This window comes from Gordonia sp. NPDC127522 (assembly GCF_042672305.1).
In the GTDB taxonomy this organism is placed as follows: domain Bacteria; phylum Actinomycetota; class Actinomycetes; order Mycobacteriales; family Mycobacteriaceae; genus Gordonia; species Gordonia hongkongensis.
Genome location: NZ_JBHXVK010000002.1, coordinates 300,149 through 318,570, shown reverse-complemented (window position 1 = coordinate 318,570; position 18,422 = coordinate 300,149). Strand labels below are relative to the sequence as shown.

The 18,422-nt window shown below is 67.8% G+C and carries 18 protein-coding genes; 7 read left to right on the top strand and 11 right to left on the bottom strand.

The window, feature by feature from the left end; genetic code table 11:
- Position 1: 1 nt before the first annotated feature.
- Positions 2-742 (bottom strand): response regulator, encoded by a 741-nt coding sequence (locus tag ACFVHY_RS05745; RefSeq protein WP_137810171.1) that lies wholly within the window; start codon positions 740-742, stop codon positions 2-4.
- Positions 743-1,002: 260 nt separating this feature from the next.
- Between ACFVHY_RS05745 and ACFVHY_RS05740 the strand changes: the two genes are divergently transcribed.
- Together ACFVHY_RS05740 and ACFVHY_RS05735 are read left to right on the top strand one after the other, a co-directional pair.
- A complete protein-coding gene (locus ACFVHY_RS05740; protein ID WP_390269525.1) occupies positions 1,003-1,635 on the top strand; it encodes a helix-turn-helix transcriptional regulator in 633 nt (210 codons plus the stop codon).
- An 83-nt stretch (positions 1,636-1,718) separates the two neighbouring features.
- Positions 1,719-2,186 (top strand): hypothetical protein, encoded by a 468-nt coding sequence (locus ACFVHY_RS05735; RefSeq protein WP_390269522.1) that lies wholly within the window; start codon positions 1,719-1,721, stop codon positions 2,184-2,186.
- Here the strand turns inward: ACFVHY_RS05735 and ACFVHY_RS05730 are convergent.
- Genes ACFVHY_RS05730 through ACFVHY_RS05720 form a run of 3 tightly spaced genes read right to left on the bottom strand, consistent with a single transcriptional unit; the run spans position 2,183 to position 5,242 of the window.
- The gene (locus ACFVHY_RS05730; RefSeq protein WP_078112504.1) at positions 2,183-2,434 is read right to left on the bottom strand and encodes a DUF6480 family protein; all 252 of its coding nucleotides are present in this window, start codon (positions 2,432-2,434) and stop codon (positions 2,183-2,185) included. The two genes, ACFVHY_RS05735 and ACFVHY_RS05730, sit on opposite strands and share 4 nt — an antisense overlap.
- Positions 2,435-2,477: 43 nt before the next feature.
- Positions 2,478-3,467, bottom strand: coding sequence for an alpha/beta hydrolase (locus ACFVHY_RS05725; RefSeq protein WP_390269519.1), 990 nt, complete (start codon positions 3,465-3,467; stop codon positions 2,478-2,480).
- The gene (locus tag ACFVHY_RS05720) at positions 3,464-5,242 is read right to left on the bottom strand and encodes a nucleotide disphospho-sugar-binding domain-containing protein (protein WP_390269516.1); all 1,779 of its coding nucleotides are present in this window, start codon (positions 5,240-5,242) and stop codon (positions 3,464-3,466) included. Before ACFVHY_RS05720 ends, ACFVHY_RS05725 begins: the two co-directional genes overlap by 4 nt.
- 189 nt (positions 5,243-5,431) lie before the next feature.
- Here ACFVHY_RS05720 and ACFVHY_RS05715 point away from each other — a divergent pair, with 189 nt between their 5' ends.
- On the top strand, positions 5,432-6,055 hold the full coding sequence (locus ACFVHY_RS05715; RefSeq protein WP_068972316.1) for a TetR/AcrR family transcriptional regulator: 624 nt from the start codon (positions 5,432-5,434) through the stop codon (positions 6,053-6,055).
- On the opposite strand, the gene ACFVHY_RS05710 is transcribed toward ACFVHY_RS05715, so the two are convergent.
- Positions 6,056-7,225 (bottom strand): low temperature requirement protein A, encoded by a 1,170-nt coding sequence (locus ACFVHY_RS05710; protein ID WP_390269513.1) that lies wholly within the window; start codon positions 7,223-7,225, stop codon positions 6,056-6,058. It lies immediately after the preceding gene.
- A 186-nt stretch (positions 7,226-7,411) separates the two neighbouring features.
- Between ACFVHY_RS05710 and ACFVHY_RS05705 the strand changes: the two genes are divergently transcribed.
- Both ACFVHY_RS05705 and ACFVHY_RS05700 read left to right on the top strand, forming a co-directional pair.
- Positions 7,412-8,803, top strand: coding sequence for an acyl-CoA synthetase (locus ACFVHY_RS05705; protein WP_390269510.1), 1,392 nt, complete (start codon positions 7,412-7,414; stop codon positions 8,801-8,803).
- Positions 8,804-8,954: 151 nt separating this feature from the next.
- A complete protein-coding gene (locus ACFVHY_RS05700; protein ID WP_390269507.1) occupies positions 8,955-9,584 on the top strand; it encodes a hypothetical protein in 630 nt (209 codons plus the stop codon).
- Between the two features lie 305 nt (positions 9,585-9,889).
- Here ACFVHY_RS05700 and ACFVHY_RS05695 read toward each other — a convergent pair whose 3' ends face one another.
- Together ACFVHY_RS05695 and ACFVHY_RS05690 are read right to left on the bottom strand one after the other, a co-directional pair.
- On the bottom strand, positions 9,890-11,077 hold the full coding sequence (locus tag ACFVHY_RS05695) for an alpha/beta fold hydrolase (RefSeq protein ID WP_390269504.1): 1,188 nt from the start codon (positions 11,075-11,077) through the stop codon (positions 9,890-9,892).
- Complete coding sequence (locus ACFVHY_RS05690; RefSeq protein WP_390269501.1) at positions 11,074-12,192, bottom strand: homogentisate 1,2-dioxygenase; 1,119 nt, start codon at positions 12,190-12,192, stop codon at positions 11,074-11,076. The genes ACFVHY_RS05695 and ACFVHY_RS05690 overlap by 4 nt, the downstream gene beginning before the upstream one ends.
- A 141-nt stretch (positions 12,193-12,333) precedes the next feature.
- Here ACFVHY_RS05690 and ACFVHY_RS05685 point away from each other — a divergent pair, with 141 nt between their 5' ends.
- Both ACFVHY_RS05685 and ACFVHY_RS05680 read left to right on the top strand, forming a co-directional pair.
- Positions 12,334-12,951 carry a TetR/AcrR family transcriptional regulator gene (locus ACFVHY_RS05685; RefSeq protein WP_390269498.1) on the top strand — a complete coding sequence of 206 codons (618 nt, stop codon included), beginning with the start codon at positions 12,334-12,336 and terminating at the stop codon, positions 12,949-12,951.
- Positions 12,952-13,265: 314 nt separating this feature from the next.
- Positions 13,266-13,841, top strand: coding sequence for a GNAT family N-acetyltransferase (locus ACFVHY_RS05680; protein WP_390269495.1), 576 nt, complete (start codon positions 13,266-13,268; stop codon positions 13,839-13,841).
- 13 nt (positions 13,842-13,854) lie between these two features.
- Here the strand turns inward: ACFVHY_RS05680 and ACFVHY_RS05675 are convergent, their stop codons facing one another.
- The 4 genes from ACFVHY_RS05675 to ACFVHY_RS05660 all read right to left on the bottom strand — a co-directional run bounded on the left by ACFVHY_RS05675 (position 13,855) and on the right by ACFVHY_RS05660 (position 18,338).
- A complete protein-coding gene (locus tag ACFVHY_RS05675; RefSeq protein WP_390270337.1) occupies positions 13,855-14,583 on the bottom strand; it encodes a DUF429 domain-containing protein in 729 nt (242 codons plus the stop codon).
- Positions 14,584-14,609: 26 nt separating this feature from the next.
- Positions 14,610-15,920: a TrpB-like pyridoxal phosphate-dependent enzyme gene (locus ACFVHY_RS05670; RefSeq protein WP_390270334.1), complete on the bottom strand. Its 1,311-nt coding sequence runs from the start codon at positions 15,918-15,920 to the stop codon at positions 14,610-14,612.
- A 64-nt stretch (positions 15,921-15,984) separates the two neighbouring features.
- A complete protein-coding gene (locus tag ACFVHY_RS05665; RefSeq protein WP_390269492.1) occupies positions 15,985-16,650 on the bottom strand; it encodes a response regulator in 666 nt (221 codons plus the stop codon).
- Positions 16,647-18,338 carry an ATP-binding protein gene (locus tag ACFVHY_RS05660; RefSeq protein WP_390269489.1) on the bottom strand — a complete coding sequence of 564 codons (1,692 nt, stop codon included), beginning with the start codon at positions 18,336-18,338 and terminating at the stop codon, positions 16,647-16,649. Before ACFVHY_RS05660 ends, ACFVHY_RS05665 begins: the two co-directional genes overlap by 4 nt.
- Between the last annotated feature and the right edge of the window lie 84 nt (positions 18,339-18,422).

Sequence of the window (18,422 nt, the reverse complement as noted above, 5' to 3'; positions counted from 1 at the left end):
ATCACGTGGGCATCGATCCGAGGACGTCGGAGTGCCCGTGGCGTCGGCACCAGCTGATCAGGTATCGCGCGTGTAGGCCGCACCACCGGTAGACGGCGGCCTGGGTCATCGGCAGCGATGCGTCGTGCTCACCGCGCTCGACGATGATGGGCCCGAGGTAGTGGCTCGTCACCTTGTTCGCCGTGTTCGGCGACACCTTGGCGGCGCGGGCCAATGAGGCGTTGTCCGAGGCGCTGCCCGACGCAATCGCCCCCGCGAGACGGCCCGCGGTATGGCCGCGCCGACCATCGAACAACTCGTAGAGCGGTGGACGGCGCGCCGACGCGGCCCTGGGCAGGGCCTGGCCGAGCGCCACCGAGCGCACAACACCGACCAGCGTCGCGAAACCGTCCGATTTGGCGATGACCCCCGCGACCTCGTCGCGCAACCGCGCCTCGTCGAGATGGTCCTGTTCCAGCCCGTGTCCCTGGGTCGCCAGGACAACCGGCGCGTGCCGGTCATGGTGGTCGAGGGTGTCGATGACGTCGAGTCCGTCGAAGGTCCATTCCAGGTCGGGTCGGTTCCAGATCAGATCCGCCACCACGACGTCGAATCGCACGTTGCCGGCGATGCACTGGACGAACTCGTCGCGGCCGGTGGCAACGGTGACCGTGGCCTGGTCGAGCGCCTTGGTCAGCGGCACCGCGACCACGTGTCCCAGCGGGGAGGCGACGAGGACCCGCATGTCGGTCGGCACAGGCATGATCATGCCCGATATGTCCGCGGTGTGCGCGATCACGCATCCGATCGGACGACAGGGTAGTTATTTACCCTGCAATCATCACATCGGGTTCGAGATACCGCTGACAAACCGTCTCACGTTCGTAAGGCTGAAGAAGTTGGCGTTCGTGAAATAAATTCTCGATGCCCGATCGCGAGCCATGTCGATCATCCGAGAGAGTCCCGCCGTTTGTTCGGCTCACAGCTCCCGGCCGAATCGAAGTCGACAGGAGATCCCGGCACGTGTCCGTACCCCTCAACGACGCCCCCCGGTCGGCGACCCCCGGCACCGGGCCCACTGCCGCGCCGAGTCCGGAGCGGCGGATCACGGCCGTCGTTGCCGAGCACGACATCTTCGACGCCGCCCTGGCCGCTCTCGTGGAGAGCGCCGGCTACGACGCGACGGTCGTCGAACCCGCACAGCTCGCTGCCCTACGGAACCCGAGCGCGATTCTGGTGCGGTCGGCCGCGATGCTCGGATTCGTCCGGCGGGTGGCATCGCTGCGCACCGTCAACGTCATCTTCGTGGGCAACGGGGTCGCGGGCTTCGATCACATCCGTGTCTCACCGCGGGCCCCGGCCGCCGAGGACGAGCTGCAGCGGGCGCTCGAGACTGCGGTGGGACCGCCGACCCCGTCGTCCGCACCCACACTCGCGAACCGGGTACGTATCACCCAGCGGGAGCTGGAGATCCTCCAGACCTACACGCTGGGTGCGACGCTGCGTCAGACGTCGCGTGTCCACGAGATCGCCGAGAGCACGGTGCGCGAGCACTATCGGCGTGTCGCCCGACGCTACGAGGAAGCCGGCCGGCCGATCGGGAACAAGGCCCAGTTGCTGGTCGAGCTCATCGCCGACGGCTGGGTGCGCCCCTGACACCGCCGCCGTGGCCGACGTGCGGCTCAGTTGGTGTCCTTTGCCTCACGACAGAGGCTCTCGGACGGTGCAGACTTCCGACCATGACCGCGCCCTCCGACTCCCTCGACGAACGGGGGGTCGGGAACCGACGGACCGGCACGGCGTGGACGCTCGCCGGGATGGAGCTGTTCGTGTCGTTGTCGGCACTCGCCGGGGGCTCGGCTCTCATGACCGATCAGTGGTCGATGCCGCGGGAGTGGCTCACCCACACGCCGTTCGAGACCTGGACCGCTCCCGGTGTCGCGCTGATCGCCGTGATCGCGTTACCCCACCTGGTGGCTGCCGTGGTCGCCGCCGTCCCGTCCGTGCCCGCGCGGTTGGGCATAATCGGCGGCCTGCTCGCCGGGTCGTCGCTGATGGTCTGGATCATCATCCAGATCGCGCTGCTGCAGGTGTTCTTCTTCCTACAACCCGTGCTCTTCGTCGTCGGCATCGGTGAGATCGCGCTGGCGATCCGCTGGCGGCGTGTCCGCTGCCCGTCGACGCCGGGTGACGGCGCTGAACCCTAGAAGAGCCCCACGGCGCGGCCGATCAGACCGAGCGCGACGATGAGAAAGATGATCGCCGCGATGGCGATGACGATCACGCCGCCGGCACGCCTGCGTTGCGGCGGTTCGTGCTCCTCTCCCCCGACCGCGGATTCCGCCGGCGGTGTGTCACCGGGCGCCACTCCGCCGCCGGGCTCGAGTCCCGCCGTGCTGGACGGGTCGGGGTTCTGCGGGTTGAACGGTTTGCGGGCGGGGTCGTTGTCAGCCATATGGGCGGTGTACCCGGAATGGCGCGAAGTCACTCGTGGGCGATCAGAGGCCGGGTGCGAGTGCGGCGAACATCACGGGCAGATCCTCGGCCCAGTAGGGCCATGCGTGCGTTCCGATCGCACGGAGATGGACGACGGGCTGCAGTCCCTCGGACCTCATCCGGCGGGCGAACTCGTTCGAGCACGCGTTGACCGAGTTCTCGAGTACCGCTCCCGTCGCGATCTTCTCCCCACGGTGCCGGCCCGGGTCGAGCCGGGTGCGTTGATCGAGGGGGCCGGGCGCGCCGGTCCCGGACGCGATGAAGACGCGCATCCCGACGAGGGCCGGCAGGCGGCGACCCGGGTCGTGGTCGGCCCATCCCGGCGCGTTCCACGGACCCCACATGTTGGTGGGATCCCCACCGTCGCGGATGATCGCGGCTCGGATCTGCCCTTCGTGCACCGGGCCGGTCGTGAACGGGCAACCGCTGATGGAACCGACGCCCGTGTACAAGCCCGGCCGGCGCGTCGCGAGTGTGAACGCGGCCTGGCCGCCCATGGACAGGCCCGCGACCGCGTTCCGCCCGTTGCCGTGGAACCGGCCGTCGATCAGCGACGGCAGTTCGACGGTCAGGAAGGTCTCCCACTGCGGACGCCCGAACGTCGCGTCGTCGTGCTGCCAGTTCGTGTAGAACGCCCCCTGGCCGCCGGGCAGCACCGCATTGACGTCCTTGTCGCGGAAATACCTGTCCGCGCGGGCTTCCCGAATCCAGTCGCTGATCGCCGTCTTGCGGCCGCCCCCGTCGAGGAGATACAGCGTCCCGCGCGACCGGGAGTGCGCCGGGTGCAACACACTCACCGGCACGTCCCGGCCCATCGCAGCCGAACGGATCACCAGATCGTGCCGCTGCGGCCCGACCGCCACACTGCTGATCACCGACGCCGACGCGGATACCGGTGCCGCCGAGACGATTCCCTGCGTACCCGAGACGATCGGACCGGCGACGAGCGCAGCCGCGAAGACCCCGATCAACCGGCGCCGAGCACGACTCATCCGGGGAGCACACCCAGCTGCCCGAGGAAGTCGAGCTGATCGAAGTACAGGTGCTCGGACATCAGCTCCGAGCCGTCGATCCGGTAGGTCGCACTCCATCGGAACGAGACAGGCCGTCCGGTGGGTTCGACCCGACCCGACGGACTCTGCAACACACCGTCGTGGACACCGTCGAACGTGCCCTCCACCGAGGCGTTGTCGCCGTCGACGACATACGAACCAACGGTGAGGCGACCGTCGGAGAAGGCGCCCTGGAAGACGGACAGGAAACCCAGTACGCCCTCCCGTCCCGTGAACACCCCACCCGGTGAGACCAATTCCGCATCGGCGGACCATGGTTCGTTCTCCGGTGCGCGATCGTTGAAGGCATCGACGTGCGCGTCGATGACTGCTCGTGCATCACTCATGTCGGGCTCTCTTTCTCGGTTGTCGTCGGCAGGTGCGCCGACATTCGGGTATCCGGATGACACAGACCGCGCGGCGGGTCGGGATGAGCGGGTCGATCGACGAACCGCCCGATCGACTTCGGTCACGATCGTCTGGGTCGAGTCGTAACCGGCGATCGCATGCGCCATCTGCCGGCACCGAACGGCAACGCCGTCGTCGGCCAGGATGCGGCGTACCGTCGCGGCGAGGTCCGCAGGAGCGGGTCGTCGGGTCCCCAGATCTGCGCCGACCCCGAAGTACGCCACCCGAGCCGCGACTTCGGGCTTGTCCTCACCCCCTGGTGCGACGACGACGGGCACGCCGTGGCGCAGTGCCTGCAGCACTCCGCCGTAGCCGCCGTTGGTGATCAGCACCGATGTGCGCGGCAACAGGGCGTCGTAGTCGAGGAACCGCGCGACCCGCGTGTTGTCGTTCCGCGGCACGGGATCCGGGTCCGCACCGCCGGTTGTCACGACGACCTGGACGTCCATCTCGGCCAGCCCGGCGACGGCGGGTTCGATCAGTTGGGAGAAGTCGTCGTTGTCGAGCGTGCCCTGGGTGACGTGAACGATCGGGCGGTCGTCGTCGACCATCTCCGACCACCACGGCGGCGGGGGAACAGCACCGCCAGGGAACACCGGCCCCGCGAACACCGTGTTCGGCGCGAGATCTGATCGGGGATACTCGAATTCGGCCGGGCCCAACTGAACGAAACGGTCGAACGCCCTGGACAGGTCGAGGACGAAATGATCAAGCGAGCCCCCGGCCCGTCGGACCAGGTCGCGCGCCGAGGACTGCGTGGACGCGAACAACACCCGTCGTACTGCCATGTGAGCCAACCGGTTACGGAGCCGACCCAGTGGACCGGACATCGGCGGCAAGCCGCTGTTGAAGGGGGCGACGTCGGGACTGGACTGAGCGAGCGGCATGGTGCCGACACCGATGACCGGCGGCCGGCGGCCCGGTGGTCGAGACAGCAGGGGGATGATCCCGGCGAAGGTGCCGTCGCACAGGATCACGTCGACGCCCCGACGGGCGACGACCGACGCCACCGCCGCCGCCTGCTCCGGCAGCGGCGCGATGAACGTCCGCTCGACCTGATAGCGCGACAGCGCCAGTCCGCGGTACCGATGCCGGTCGGGGGTGAAGCTGTCGGGGTCACGTTCGTCCAGATCGGCGACTCCGGTCAGCGATTCGACGGTCAACCCCGCGTCGCCAACCCGGTCGGCGAAGCGCGAGCCGGTCAGCATGATCACCTCGTGACCCCGATCCGCCAGCACCCGTCCGACAGCGCTGAGCGGACCGACGTGTCCGGCCAGCGGCGTGGCGCACAACAGAATGGTCGACATCGATCCTCCATTTGAATAGAGCTCGACTCTAACCAAATTGGACGACGGATGAGCGCTCTCACGCGATTGGTCCCATCTTTGCACTTCAGCGGGCTAAGTGAATTCGGGGACCGTGATCGACCTTTGGGCGAAGCCCAGCAATGCCACTACTATCGTTGTCGTTGGAGTCCGACCCGACCGGAGGCCGGCGTGAGCAAACGCCCCTACACACCGCGTAAGCGCGCGATCAGCGCCGCGCAGACGCGGACACGCATCCTCGACGCCGCCCAGGCTCTGTTCGTCCAGCAGGGATATTCGCGGACCACCGTGCAGCAGATCGCGCAGCAGGCCGGGGTGTCCGTCGGCACCGTGCATCAGGCGGGGTCGAAAGCGTCCCTCATGACGGCCGTCCTCGAACGCGCCTTCACCGGTGACGAGAAGTTCGTCTCGCTGCTCGAGCGACCCGAGTTCATCGCGATCATGAACGACACCGACACCGATCGCGCCATCGGGCGGTACGTCGACCACGTCGTCGCCGCGAACAGCCGGATCGCCGATCTATGGCATGCCGCGACGCTGGCGGCCGACACCGACCCGGCCATCGGCGAACAACTCGAGCGGTCTGAGCTCCGCCGGCTCGACGACGTGCACACCGGCTGCCACTGGTTCGTCCACCGGGGCCTGATCTCCGACACCCGGGTCGACGAATTCGCCGACATTCTGAGCTATCTCACCGGCCCGGCGACCCATCGCTACTTCACCGTCGAACGGAACTGGAGCACCGCGCGATTACGCAGTTGGCTGCTCACCGGCATCATGGCGGCGATGCGGTAGTCACACCTGCGGGTCACCGGCCGTGGTGAGTGGTGGTCGAAGGACCAGGACGACGACGATCGCGACGAGGAAGACGGCGGTCAAGGCGAACGGGACCGGGATGACCGGGTCGAGCAGGACCAGCACGGCACCGACCGGTACCACGGTGTTCACCACGCGATCAGCGTTGGCGCGCAGAGCAATCCACCAGATGCCCAGGATGAAGACGGCAATGGGGATCGTGACCGTGAACGACGCCTGGGTTTCCGTCAGCTCGCTGTGGTGGGTCAGGACGTCGATCTCGACCTCGATACCGGCCGAGAAGGCACCGGCAGCGGCGAAGACGAAGTAGTGGACGTATCCGTATCGAAGGGAGTCGGCGAGCGATCCGATGGCCCGGTGGTGCGGCGGCCAGAAGTAGATCCACCACAGCGCGGCGGTCGCGATGAACGTGAGGATCGCGATCGAGATCAGCGGGGCGAGCTCCTGTTCGTTGTGCAGGGCCTCGATGATGGCGTTCGACGACGCCAACAGGCTCTCGCCGAGCAGGATCAGCGTGAACAGTCCGTACCGTTCGGTGATGTGATGCGGATGCCACGGAGTGTTTCCCTGCTTCTCGGCGATCACCGGCACCGCGAGCTCGGCACCGACGAGCACCACGAACCCGATGGTTGCGGCTGCTCCCGACGGTACGAGCAGCCATAGCAGCCACAAGATCTGGACGACGGCGATCCCGGCGGCATAGAGCCGGGTCGTCCGGCGGCGGTCTCCGGCAAAGCCGGAAGCGCGCAACCACTGCGCGACCATCGCGACGCGCATGACCACATAGCCGAACACGACCAGGGTGAACTCGTGGTCGACGAAGGCGGGCTCGATCCCGGCGGCCAGCACCAGCACACCCGCCATCTGGACGAAGGTGAGCACCCGGTAGAGCCAGTCGTCGGTGCCGAACGATGTCGCGAACCAGGTGAAGTTCATCCACGCCCACCAGATGGCGAAGAAGATGTAGGCGTACGACACGACCCCGTCGACGATGTGGTTCTCGGTGAGTGCGTGATGGAGCTGGACGGCTGCGATGCTGACCGCGACCACGAAGACCAGATCGAAGAAGAGCTCGAGCGTGCTGGCCGTCCGGCCCGGTTCGGCCGGGTCTCGTAGGCGCATGGTGCTCAGGTGAAAGCGCTCAGACATCGTTGCCCCCGATCGGTCGCTGCGTGTGCACGAGATCATGCCATCGGCGCCGAGGGCATGCGCTCAGGAGTGCGGGTCGGGGTGTCCCACCGCCGACGGCGGTCGGCGTGAGGGGCGCACGCCGTGTGACCTCGGCGATCTGCGCAGGTGACGGGCGGGATGGACCCGTCGTGGCACAGTGAACACGTGCTGCTGCCCACCCTGACCCCCACCGCACCGGACGACCCCGCCGTGATCCGTGTCGGCGACGACAAGCTGTCGCGCGAGGACCTCGTCGGGGCCGCGACGGCAGTCGCCGAACGGATCGCCGGCGCCCGAACCGTCGCGGTACTGGCCACGCCGACGGTGGAGACGGTGCTGGCGGTCGTGGGCGCGCTGATCGCCGGGGTGCCGGTCGTCCCCGTTCCGCCCGACTCCGGGCCGCGCGAGTTCGAGCACATCCTCGCGGACTCGGGGGCACAGGCGTGGCTCGGGCAGGCCCCCGCCGAACCCACCATTCCTGTCATCCCGGTCCGCCGCTACGCGAAATCGTGGCACCGTCACCCGGAACCGCACGCCGATTCGACCGCACTGATCCTCTATACCTCCGGCACGACCGGCCTCCCCAAAGGTGTTCCGATCACCAGGCAGAGCATCGCCGAGGGTCTCGACGCACTCGCCGATGCGTGGCTGTGGACCGCCGACGACACTCTGGCGCATGGCCTTCCGCTGTTCCACGTCCACGGGTTGATCCTGGGGGTCCTGGGTCCCCTGCGACGGGGCGGGCGACTGATCCACACCGTCACCCCGACCGCCGACACCTACGCCGGTGCCGCCGGATCCGGCGCGACCATGTTCTTCGGCGTGCCGACGGTGTGGAACCGCGTCGCCGCCGATCCGACTGCGGCACAGACGCTGTCGTCGGCGCGAGTCCTGGTGTCGGGCAGCGCCCCGCTTCCCGTGCCGGTCTTCGAGCGGATCCACGAGCTCACCGGCCACGAGATCGTCGAGCGTTACGGCATGACCGAAACACTGATCACCGTCAGCACGCGCGTCGACGGACAGCGCCGGCCCGGATGGGTGGGACTCCCGCTCGCCCACGTGGAGACAAGGCTGGTGGAGAACGGCAAGCCGCTACCCCACGACGGCGAGAGCGTGGGCGATCTCCACGTCCGCGGCCCGATGATGGCGTCCGGATATCTCAATCGGCCGGATGCGACTGCCGAATCCTGGCTTCCGGACGGCTTTTTCGCGACCGGTGACGTCGCAGTCATCGACGGAGACGGGATGCACCGCATCGTCGGCCGACGAGCGACCGACCTCATCAAGTCCGGCGGGTTCCGCATCGGGGCCGGCGAAATCGAGACAGTCCTGCTCGCCCACCCGGCGGTCCGCGAGGTGGCGGTGATCGGCGTCCCCGACGACTACCTGGGCCAACGCATCGTCGCCTACGTCGTCGGCGACCAGGTCGCCGACACCGAGCTCATCGAATTCGTCGCCGGCGAGCTGTCGAATCACAAGCGGCCGCGCGAGATCCGGTTCGTCGAGTCCCTCCCGCGCAATGCCATGGGCAAGGTGCAGAAGAAGCTGCTGGAGTGACCGTCGTCTGAAAACCGCCCGGTGGAGCGGACCCGACGACGGTCTGCCGGCTGTCCGTTTTCCACGGGCGGTTTTCACACGGCTGACGTAGTAATCCACAGACGTCTCGGACGCCGGGTTCTGCCCGCCGCCACGATAGACACTGTCCCGCATGACCTTCGACGAGCTCACCGAGCGGTTCGGCGGCGTCGTCGCCACCCATCAACTCTTGGCCGCCGGCGAGACCGCCGCATCGATCCGGGATGCGTGCCGTTCCGGCACGCTCTCGTCGATACGCCACGGGTGGTACCGGACCGAGGCCGCCGATCCAGAAGTGGTCGGGGCCGTCGCCGATCATGGCGTTGTCTCCTGTGCGACCGCGCTACGACGCCACGGACTCTGGATACCTGAACATCCCGAACAAGTGCATTCGCGTGTGACGCGCCACGAGCGACGCCGATCCCACGACAGGTGCCGACGGTACGGCCGGCCGACCCCGGCCAACGGCGCCGTCGACGATGTCGCGACAGCATTGCAGTACGCCGCCCGGTGCTTCGACGTCGAGGGATTCGTCATTCTGTGCGACTCCGCACTCAACACCGGCAAGATCACGCCCGCACGACTCCGCACCGAGTTCGATGACGCGCCGATGTTCATCAAGCGCGCCATCGAGAAGACTCACCGACTCGCCGCGTCGGGAACCGAGACAGCAGCCCGCCTGCGTCTCAGAAGCGCCGGCTTGCGAGTCACGGTCCAGCACCACGTACCCGGTGTCGGATGGGTCGATCTGCTCGTCGGATAACGGCTCGCGCTCGAGCTGGACAGCGTCGAACACCACACCGGGATCGAGAAGTACGAGGAGGATCGCACCCGAGACCGAAAGCTGATCTCACGCGGTTACTTTCCGTTGCGGGTCACCTATGCGCAGGTTTTCGGTGATTGGGCCAACACCTATGCGGACATCGCCGAGATCATCGCTCACGGGTACCACCGCAGCCGGTCGCCTGCCTGGAGAAAGCCAAGCTGATAACCGCCCACCAGAAATGGACACCGAACGCTACGTCCCCGAGCACTTTCCACCGGGCGGTTTTCAGCGAACCCAGGCCGTCAGTTGGCCCACCCCCGCTCGGCCAGCCACTGGGTGATGGTCCCGACCGCTTCTCTCAGGTGCGGGATCTGGTCTCGGCCCGAGTAGTAGTGCGTCGCACCGACGATGGTGTGCAGGGTCTTGTCGGGATGACCGACCGCGTCGAAGAGGCGGTGCGTATGACTGGGCGTGCACGCGTTGTCGGCGGAGTTGCCGATGACCAGTGTCGGGACGGCGAGATCGGCCGCACACCGGGGACCGTCGCCGTTGGCGTCGTCGAAGCTCCACTGCGACAGCCAACTTCGCAGCGTGGTGAACCGGGCGAGCCCGACCGGTCCCATGTTCACGATCCGCGGATCACCCAGGTAGCAACCGAGCCTGCGATCGCTCGGGTCGACGGTCAGGTCGAGCCAGCGCGGATCGGCCATCGTTCCGTGCACGATGAAACCGCGCTCCATCAGCGGTTCGCCGCGCTCGCGCAGATCGACGAGTCGCTCTTTCACCCAGGCGGTGATCCGCCGGTTACGGTCGATCTGCGCCGCGCGGTAGCGGTCGAGGAACTCTGCCGAGTACGGCGGCTGGTTCGGATTCGAGGGGTTGTAGAGGTCCAGCTCCGGGTCGCGGTTGTCGGGATCAGACTCGTCGAGAATCGACGGGTCCATCCACTCGGTCAGAGTGCCGTGCCGCGAGACGTGCGCCGCAAGCAGCATCATGCCGTCCGCGGCGGGGAGGTCGAGGGCGGTCAGGTCCGGCGGCTCACCGGCGGGGGTCGCGGTGACCGTCGCGTGCTGTGCCTGCTGCTGGTAGTACAGCGACAGGGCGCCGCCACCGCTCCAACCGGCCAGGATGACCTTCTCGTAACCGAGGCGTTCGCGCGCATCCTTCACGCACGCACCGAGATCCTGCACCACCTTCTCCATGATCAACGCACTGTCGACGCCGCGATACCGGCTGTTGCAGTAGATGACGTGGTGACCGGCGCGGGCGAGCGCATTGGTCATCGGCAAGTAGGCGCCGCCCCCGATCGGGTGCATGAAGACGATGACGTTCTTCGACGGCACGCCACGGGGGCGGAGCAGGTAGCTCTCGAGCACCACGCTCTCGGTGACCCCGCCGTAGGTGTCCTGGTACGCCGAGAGATCCTCGAAGACAACGAGGTACGGAATACGGTCGTAGTCGTGACGGGGCACGTCCCCCCGGTCGCTCATACTCGTGACCCGGCGTCGGCCTGTGCGGAGTCCGCGACCCCGGATTCGAAAAGTGCGGGTGCGGCGATCAACCGTCGACGGGTGTCGATCGAGATCACCTGCCATTCCACGCGGTCGAACTCGTCGAACTTGCGCCGGGAACGCTCTCGCGCCCGCTCCGGGATGCCGTGATGCATCCCCTGGGGTGCGTGGGAGATCAGACCCGGCGGCATGCCGACTCCGAACATGCTGCCGCCGTGGAAGAACGCGATCTCGTCGAAGTCGGTGTTCCGGTGGTACCACGGCAGCCGTTCGGCACCCTTGCGCGCCTCGGCGGGGCGCGGCAGGAAGTTCATCACGTACACCCCGGTCGCCTGCATGAACAGATGCACCGTGGGCGGCAGATGCACCGTCTCGGAGGTGATGACGTCGTAGTCCTCGATGTTGAACGTGAACGGGAAATTGTCTCCACGCCAGCCCTCTACGTCGAGCGGGTGGAACGGGTAGAACAGCGATGTCTGCCCCTCTCGCTGCCGGAACCGCACCTCGTACTCGTCTCGGCCGTCACCGTCGAACGCCTCCGCCTCGGGAACGACGACGAGCGAGGAGTCGAAGGGGAAGAACCTGCCCAGCACGCCCGGCTCGGGCACCCGGAACTCGTCGACCGCCTCGATGACGAGCAGCAACGACGCACCGTCGGGCACCTGACGATAGGTGCACCCCTTGGGGAGATATACGTAATCGCCGGGCCGGTAGGGCAATCGACCGAACTCGGTCTCGAAATACCCGGTGCCCTCGTGGACGAAGACGAGTTCGTCGCCGTCGACCGGGCGAAACCAGAACGGAGCGGCCTCTTTCCGACGACTCAAAGAAATCCGGCAGTCCTCGTTGGAGAACATCAGCAGCGGCTCACCCGCGTGGTCGTTCTGGTCGGTGGGCGCGAGGTCGGTGACGATTCGATCGACGCCGGTGTGGGTGCCCACCGCCCGGAACTGCGTCGGGTCGTTGCGTCGATACAGATGTGCCGTGCGGCCGGTGAAACCGTATCGTCCGAGCTCATCGTCTTTCAGATCGGCGACATCTCGGTGCACCTGCCGAGGCGTGCGCCCCTTGCGGTGCTGGACGAACGATTCCATGCCGAACTCCTGTCTCTACGTTTTTCTGATGCTAGATTCAGGTTCAGAAGATGACAAGGGTCACACTTCCCGTCGATCCGAGTGCGGTCATCGACCGTCCACATGGTTCGATGGAGAATCGGTCCGCGGAAGGAGCTCACGGTGCCGCCGACGAACAAAGGTCGCCAGACCGAGGCCGCGTTTCTCGACGCCGCGCGCCGGACGTTCGCCGAAAAGGGCTACCTGAACACCAAGATCTCGGACATCTCCGCCGCTGCCGGCCGGTCGACCGGTTCGTTCTACAACTACTACGACAGCAAAGACCGACTGCTCGAAGCCCTGCTGGATCAGTTCTCGGACGAAGTGGTGGAGCAGTCGCTCGCGACCCGGCACACCGAGCCGGAGGCGAGCGTCCGCGCGGCCGTGACCGCGTATTGGACGACATACAAGAAGTACCTGCCCGAGATCATCGGCCTGTTCCAGATGTCGATGACCGACGACGATTTCCGCAACCGCTGGCTGGCCAACCGGGTGTCCGGTGTGAAGCAGGTGTTGTCCGGTCTGCACGGTGCCGAGCGCGCTGGGTACTCCATCGGCCTGCCGCTCGAACCGCTGGCGTCCGCACTGGTCGCGACCCTCGAATCCACGTGCTGGACCTGGCTTGCGGTCCGCGGTGACGCCGCCGGGCCCATACCCGACGACGACACGGCCATCGAGATCCTCACCGCGATCTGGTACCGCACCGTCTTCGGGGCCGGACCGGCGACCTCTCCGCGCTAATCCGAAAGAAGCGACCCCCCATCGCTCCCTGAGGAGCGCCCGGAGCTTGCGGAGGGCGCGTCACGAAGGGTCCGGCGACCGAGGTTGCGAAGACCCTTCGTGACGCTCGCAAGCTCGCTCCTCAGGGAGCAGAGGGGGACGCGCGCAAGCTCGCTCCCCAGGGAGCAGAGGGGGACGCTCGCAAGCTCGCTCCCCAGGGAGCAGAGGGGGACGCGCGCAAGCTCGCTCCCCAGGGGGCAGGAGTGTGAGCGACAGCCACCGGGCCGACACCGGCCCGCTTGCCGTCCCGGACCGAGCCGACAACCATGGGACTCATGCCCATCGAGGTCAGGCCCGCGACGATCTTCGACGACATCGCCACGATGGTCGGTCCGAAGAAGCCGACGTCGAACGTCTGCTGGTGCCTGAGCTACCGCATCCCGAGCACGCAGAACCAGGAGCTGGTCCGCGAGCAGCGGGGAGAGTTCGTGAAAGAGCTGTGCGACAGCGGCATTCCGCTGGGAGTGCTCGCCTACGGCGACGCGGATGAGGTCGTCGGTTGGGCAGCCGTCTCACCGCGCGCGGACACGACCTTCGCACGGAACCGGAAGATCCCCCACGTGGACGACCTGCCGGTGTGGTCGGTGTGGTGCATGCGTGTCCGCCCCGGTCATCGCAAGCAGGGGATCTCGCACGCACTGCTGGCCGGGGCCGTCGACTACGCGCGGTCGAACGGTGCGCCGGCGATCGAGGGTTATCCCGTCGACAATCAGGGCGCCAGAGTCGATCTGACGATGGCTTATGTCGGGACCCGCGGCCTGTTCGAGAAGGCCGGTTTCACCAAGGCGGCCGACACCTCGTCGGTCCTCGCCGGGTTCCCGCGCGTGCTCATGCGGTTGTCGCTGGACTGATCGAGACCACTACTCACCTCAGTTCCGCGAGCTCGACGGTGGGTACATGGATCCACCCCTCCCGCACGGCGATCGGGCGGTCGGCGACATCGGGCAAGATGGTCCGGCCGAGCTCGGCGGCGCGCGCGATCAGTGCGGTGATCACGGCGTCGAACGCGTCGTCGTCACGGGCCATGGTCTCGGCATGATCGCCGAGATCCAGCCATGGCGCAGCTTCTCCGAGAGCGACGACGAGCCCGGCGAGCACCGAAACGTTGGCGGCCCGTTTGTATCCCCGCGAGGTCAGTCCCCAACGCTTGAGTGCCCCCGCGGGATACGCCTCGACCGCCCACCCGTCGACGCGGTCGTCGATGCCCAGATCCGCGAGCAATCCGGCACACCGGAATGCGACGTGTGCGATCTGATCGGCCGAGACACTGAGGGGGCGGCCCGCCCCGGCGTCGACGATCCGCAGATCGGTGCGCCGCAACGCAAGTGGTCGGCGACGAGCGATGTCGTCGAGCTCTCGCCCCTTCGGCAGTTGGTTTCGGTGATGCGCGACGACGAAGTCGACGAACTCGTCGGGCCAGCCGAAGGGGGAGTCGATCCCGATGCGGGTCGACCCCTCGACGAGGCGCCGGATGGCGGCGTCGTCGGCGCCCACCACGAGGTCGGTGAGCACGGCCCGACCTGGCTGCCAATCGACGCATGCGACAGCCGTTTTCGCCGGCGATGCAGACAGATCGACGCCGACCGTCCGCATCGCCGGGATCACGGTTCCGGGTCGAGTCAGAAGTCGCCCTCGAGGAATTCGGCGTACGCCGGCAGATCGAGTTGCCCGTGGCCCGACAGTCCGATCACGACGACCTCGTCCTTGTCGCTGTCGGCGACGTGCGCGGCGCAGGCCGCAATCGCATGCGTCGACTCGGGAGCCGGGACGATGCCCTGGGTCCGGGCGAACTGCACGCCCGCGGAGAACGCGTCGTGCTGGGAGATGGCGACACCCTGCACCAGACCGAGCTCCACCGTGTGACTCAGCGCCGGCGCCATGCCGTGATAGCGCAGACCACCGGCGTGGATCGGGTCGGGCACGAAATCCATACCGAGCGTGTGCATCTTGAGCAACGGGGTGAGTCCGGCGACGTCACCGTGGTCGTAGCGGTACTCCCCCTGCGTGATCGACGGGCACGCGGCGGGCTCGGCGGCGATGACGCGCGGATCCGAGCGTCCGTGCAGCTTCTCCCGCAGGAACGGGAACGACAGCCCCGCGAGGTTCGAACCGCCTCCGGCACAGCCGAACACGACATCGGCGCCGCCCGGCTCCACCGCGTTGAGCTGGTCGACGGCCTCCTGCCCGATGACACTCTGGTGCAGCACCACGTGATTGAGCACGCTGCCCAGCGCGTAACGGGTGTCGGGGTTCGAGGCGGCGACCTCGACGGCCTCGCTGACGGCCATCCCCAGACTGCCCGTGGTGTTCGGGTCCCTGGCGAGCATCGCTCGACCCGACTCGGTCAGCTCGGACGGACTGGGGTGGATGGTGCCGCCGTAGGTGCGGATGAGGAACCCCCGGTAGGGCTTCGAGCTGTACGACGCTCGGACCTGCCACACCTCGACATCGATGCCGAACTGCGCACCCGCGAACGCCAGTGCGCTCCCCCACTGACCGGCTCCGGTCTCCGTCGTCAGTTTGGTGACACCGTCGAGGCTGTTGTAATACGCCTGCGCGACAGCCGAATTCGTCTTGTGGCTGCCGACCGGGCTGACACCCTCGTACTTCACGTAGATCCGCGCCCTGGTGTTGAGCGCCTCCTCGAAACGACGCGCGCGGATCAGCGGCGACGGCCGCCACATCCGGTAGATCTCGCGCACCGGTTCGGGGATCTCGATGTAGGGCTCGGTGGACACCTCTTGCGCGATGAGGCCGCTCGGGAACAACGCGGCGAGATCGTCCGGCCCGACCGGTTCCTTGGTGCCCGGATGCAGGTGCGGCGGGATCGGTGTGTCGAGTTCGGCCGCGAGGTTGTACCAATGGGTCGGGACATCCACTGTGATCAGATCCGGATTTCCGGTGGCGGTGGCAGTCGATTCGCCGTGCATCGTCATGGGTCACCACTCTAATCCTCGGGCCGGTCCCCGCGCCCCGTGCCGACCGATCCCGCTGTCACGCCCCGGGCAGCCGGTACTCCTGCCGGGGCCGGCCGGTGGTGCCGTACTGCAGCGACATCGTCAACCGTCCGGCCGCCACGAGGTTCGCGAGGTGCCGCCGCGCGGTCGGTGGCGCGACGCCGATCTCCCGCGACACATCGTCGGCGAACAGCGGAGCGCCATCGGCGAACAGCGCCAGGATCCGCTGTTCGGTCGGCGAACCCCCGTCGGCCCGGTCCGCGGCGCGGGTGCCGAACCGCAGTGCCGACAGCGCTGCGTCGACGGCGTGCTGGTCGACGTTCTCGCCCACCAGCATCCGCCGGTACTGGGCATAGCCGGCCAACCGACGCGCGAGGTCGGCGTCGTCGAAGGGTTTGATCAGGTAGGCGAGCGCACCGGCACGCATCGCGCTTCGTACCGCCGAGGCGTCGGTCTCGGCACCGACGATGAAGCAGTCGCAGTCGAGTTCGGCGACCAGTTCGATGCCCGAACCGTCCGGCAGGTAGACGTCGAGGAGTGCGAGATCGATGTCGGGATGTTCGGCGATCGCCTGACGTGCCGCACTGATGCTGCCCGCCCGGGCTAGAACGGTGAAGCCCCGGACGGCGTCGACGATCGCGGAGTGCAGCGCCGCGACCCGGAAGTCGTCGTCGACGATCAGGACGCCGAGGTCGTCGGTCATGGGGTCACTCCCGGTTCGTCGGTCTGGCTGTACGAGTCGTCTTCGGCCTCGTCCGTCGGCGCGAGCACACCGGGCAGGCGGGCGACGAACACCGCCCCGCCCGGTCCGCCATCGTCCGCGACCACACATCCGCCCGCATCGGCGACCCACACGTCGCCGCCGATCCGACGCGCGATCTGCCGGGCCAGAGCGAGTCCCATACCGCGGCCGCCGGGTACGTGCGCGCCCGATTTGGTCGTGGCGCCCTCGGCGAAAACATCGTCGGGGTCGTCGAAAGCGATGCCGGGTCCGGTATCCCCGACGGTGACCAGGACCGTGTCGCCGTCGGCGATGACCTCGACCTCGACCTCACCGGACTGTCCACCGTCCGGTCCGGACGCGGCATCGATCCCGTTGTCGACGAGGTTGCCGAGCACGGCGGTGACGACGACGGGTTCGGTGAGCACGCCCTGGATCCAGGTCTGGTCGCCGAGTCGCAGCACCACCCGGCGCTCGCGCGCCTGAGCCGCCTTCGCGTCGAGAAACGCGTGGAGGTGTGGTTCGCGCACATTGTCGAGTCCGGCGAGGAGCGCCCCTCCCGGTCCGGTTCCGGTGACCTCGTCCAGGTAGGCGAGCGCCTCGTCGGCGTGCCCGTGCCGGAGGAGGCCGGCGAGTACGTGCATCCGGTTGGCGGTTTCGTGGCGCTGTGCGCGCAGGGCGGTGCTCATCGACCTGATCGAATCCACCTCGCGGCTGAGTGCTTCGACGTCGGTGCGATCGATCACCGACAGGACCATGCCGAGGTCGCGACCGTCGGCCCGCACCCGATGGGAACTCACCAGGACCACCCGTTCGCCGACACCGGCGGCGAGGGGTTCGTCGGTCGGCGTGGCCAGGACCGTCGCCACCCGCGGGGTCAGGCCGAGGTCGCCGGCGGGGGTGCCGACCGGGGCGTCGATGTCGAGCAGCGCACGCGCCCTGTCGTTGACCACGCGCACGATGCCGTCGGCGTCGACGGCGAGCACACCGTCGGCCATCGAGTGCAGCACGGCCCCCTGTTCCCGGACGAGTTCGGCCAGTTCGTCGGGCTCCAAACCCAGGGTTAGTCGGCGCCAACGACGGGCCAGCAGCACCGAACCCACCGCGCCGATACCCAGTGCCGCAAGCGCGAGGAGCGCGATCGCGACGATGTCGGTGCGGGTCTCGGAGCCCAGGCGTTCGGTGGAGACACCGACGCTCACGAACCCGACGACTGCGCCGTCGGTGTTCAGGACCGGCACCTTCGCGCGGACCGACTCGCCCAGGGTGCCCCGGTCGGTGTTCACCTCGTTCGATCCGGACAGCACCTTCGACGGGTCGGTGGAGACCGTCCTGGCGAGCTCCGCCACCTCGGGGTGTGCCAGACGGATGCCGCGGTCGTTGCCGATGACGACGAACAGGGCTCCGGTCCGGGCTCGTACTGCCGCCGCCTGTTGTTGCAGCGGGCCGTCGACCAGGTCCGCCGCGTCCACCCGGGCACCGGGATGGGCGGCGACCTCGTTGCGGACCTCGGCGTCGGCGGCGACCGACTGCGCGATGGCGAGCGCGCGCTGCGCGTACTCGTCGCGCACCCGGTCGTCGGCTCCGGCGATGACCAGACCGAACCCGACCGCGAGGCTGACCGCTATCACCGCCAGCTGCAGGAGCAGCACCTGCGTCCGCAAACGCATGACGTCAGCCTAATGCTCGCTGCGGGGCGGGCACGCCGACGCGGCGATCCGGGCCCCCGCTCCCTGAGGAGGCCCGGAGCTTGC

Coding starts and splice junctions, on each gene's coding strand:
- ACFVHY_RS05745 (WP_137810171.1), bottom strand. CDS start 742: ATGCCTGTGCCGACCGACATGCGGGTCCTCGTCGCCTCCCCGCTGGGA.
- ACFVHY_RS05735 (WP_390269522.1), top strand. CDS start 1,719: ATGACCGCGCCCTCCGACTCCCTCGACGAACGGGGGGTCGGGAACCGA.
- ACFVHY_RS05730 (WP_078112504.1), bottom strand. CDS start 2,434: ATGGCTGACAACGACCCCGCCCGCAAACCGTTCAACCCGCAGAACCCC.
- ACFVHY_RS05725 (WP_390269519.1), bottom strand. CDS start 3,467: ATGAGTCGTGCTCGGCGCCGGTTGATCGGGGTCTTCGCGGCTGCGCTC.
- ACFVHY_RS05720 (WP_390269516.1), bottom strand. CDS start 5,242: ATGTCGACCATTCTGTTGTGCGCCACGCCGCTGGCCGGACACGTCGGT.
- ACFVHY_RS05710 (WP_390269513.1), bottom strand. CDS start 7,225: ATGTCTGAGCGCTTTCACCTGAGCACCATGCGCCTACGAGACCCGGCC.
- ACFVHY_RS05700 (WP_390269507.1), top strand. CDS start 8,955: ATGACCTTCGACGAGCTCACCGAGCGGTTCGGCGGCGTCGTCGCCACC.
- ACFVHY_RS05695 (WP_390269504.1), bottom strand. CDS start 11,077: ATGAGCGACCGGGGGGACGTGCCCCGTCACGACTACGACCGTATTCCG.
- ACFVHY_RS05690 (WP_390269501.1), bottom strand. CDS start 12,192: ATGGAATCGTTCGTCCAGCACCGCAAGGGGCGCACGCCTCGGCAGGTG.
- ACFVHY_RS05680 (WP_390269495.1), top strand. CDS start 13,266: ATGCCCATCGAGGTCAGGCCCGCGACGATCTTCGACGACATCGCCACG.
- ACFVHY_RS05675 (WP_390270337.1), bottom strand. CDS start 14,583: ATGCGGACGGTCGGCGTCGATCTGTCTGCATCGCCGGCGAAAACGGCT.
- ACFVHY_RS05670 (WP_390270334.1), bottom strand. CDS start 15,920: ATGCACGGCGAATCGACTGCCACCGCCACCGGAAATCCGGATCTGATC.
- ACFVHY_RS05665 (WP_390269492.1), bottom strand. CDS start 16,650: ATGACCGACGACCTCGGCGTCCTGATCGTCGACGACGACTTCCGGGTC.
- ACFVHY_RS05660 (WP_390269489.1), bottom strand. CDS start 18,338: ATGCGTTTGCGGACGCAGGTGCTGCTCCTGCAGCTGGCGGTGATAGCG.